Raw genomic sequence first — 1,500 nt, 5'->3', positions numbered from 1 at the left:
GGATTGGTGCATTTGGGAAAAGGTAAACCCACGCTTCACGGCTAAAGCCAAAGGCGACTTTTAAACCAGAAGCAGCTGATAAATGTGAATCACGAATTCGTAATGAGCGAATAATGGCTTGTGAGCGATCCGTGAATGCTTGAATAGCAGCTTGGGCCTGTTGTTGATCGGCGCGTGTGAGCTTTAAAACAGTGAATTGTACGTGTTCACCAGCATCTTTCCAGACATCTTGTGCTTTTGTTGGGGTAATGGGCATCTGTACGTCCTCCATTAATGACTTTATGTTCACAGTCAGCATACACCTTTTTAACGTCTTAATCAAGAATCATTCTAATTTACTTGATTAAATTTGGTAAAAAGTTTAGTATGAGAACAACACAAGCGACAGTTGAAAAATGAGGTAGGACACATGTTTAAAAACATCCGACAATTAACACCTTTTGCCATCATATTACTGGCAATTGCCTTTACTATGTCAATTAGTCAATCGACGATGACGACGGCATATCCCGTTTTAATGCGTAATTTTCAAGTTGATGCGGGGACGGTTCAGTGGTTAACAACGGGATTTATGGTGGCAATGACCCTCGTCATGCCGGTGAGCCCGTGGTTATTGAATAATGTCACGTTGCGGACGTTGTTAAATGGGATTGTCGCTGTTTTTTTGACGGGGACAGCGGTGGCCATGTTGGCGACACGGTTTGAAGGTATTATTATCGGACGCTTGCTAGAAGGATTAGCTGTCGGTGCGTTGTTTCCAACTTTTCAAAGTGTCATTTTGGAAAATACCGCAACGGCTCAGCGTGGCGTGACCATGGGGGTTGTTGGCTTGGTCTTGGGATCAGCTTTGGCCGTGGGGCCAATTATTTCCGGTGTCGTCCTCCAATGGGTTTCTTGGCGTGCGTTATTTGTGCTCTTTTTTGTCATTTTATTAGGCTTGATTGCGTTTGGACAACCCTTAATTCAAAACACCCATGTCATGCAGCCATCACGATTTGACTGGCTATCAGCGCTGAGTTTAATTGGTTTTGGTGGGGTTTTGTATGCGATTTCAAGCATTGAGACGCTGGGCATGAATTGGCTATGGTGGGCTATTTTGCTGGGAAGTTTTTGCCTGCTGACATTGTTTGTTATTCGGCAACGTCAATTAGCACAACCCTTTTTAGACTTATCAGTGCTCCGGTATCGCGGATATATCCCAGGTTTGTTGCTAACGGGTATTTCATATTCTGGCTTGATTATCGCCACGGTGATCATGCCCTTATTCTATCAACGCGTTTTCCACATCACACCGATGTGGTCGGGTTTGTTGATGGTGCCCGCTGCGGTATTTTTAAGTCAGTTGAATCCACGTACTGGTCGGTTACTGAACCAAATTGGTTTGAAAAAGTTGGTGTACATCGGCATGGCCATGATGATGGTCGGCTATGCGGGCCTAGCGTTATTTGGGACACAATCGTGGGTTGTCGGCTTATTGGCAGCCTTATTGCTGGAAGGTGG

The 1,500-nt window shown here is 44.9% G+C and carries 2 protein-coding genes; one reads left to right on the top strand and one right to left on the bottom strand.

The features are described 5' to 3' along the window. Positions 1–256 (bottom strand): Dyp-type peroxidase domain-containing protein (locus ACW12G_RS07975; RefSeq protein WP_455647717.1); only part of this gene is annotated, 256 nt, incomplete at its 3' end. A 153-nt stretch (positions 257–409) separates the two neighbouring features. On the opposite strand from ACW12G_RS07975, the gene ACW12G_RS07970 reads away from it, so the two are divergent. Beyond that, the coding region (locus ACW12G_RS07970; RefSeq protein ID WP_455647716.1) for an MFS transporter at positions 410–1,500 on the top strand (1,091 nt) is incomplete at its 3' end.

Source organism: Leuconostoc sp. (assembly GCF_965300815.1).
Note: the sequence above shows the minus strand (reverse complement) of the source record. Positions and strands in the feature narration are given on the sequence as shown.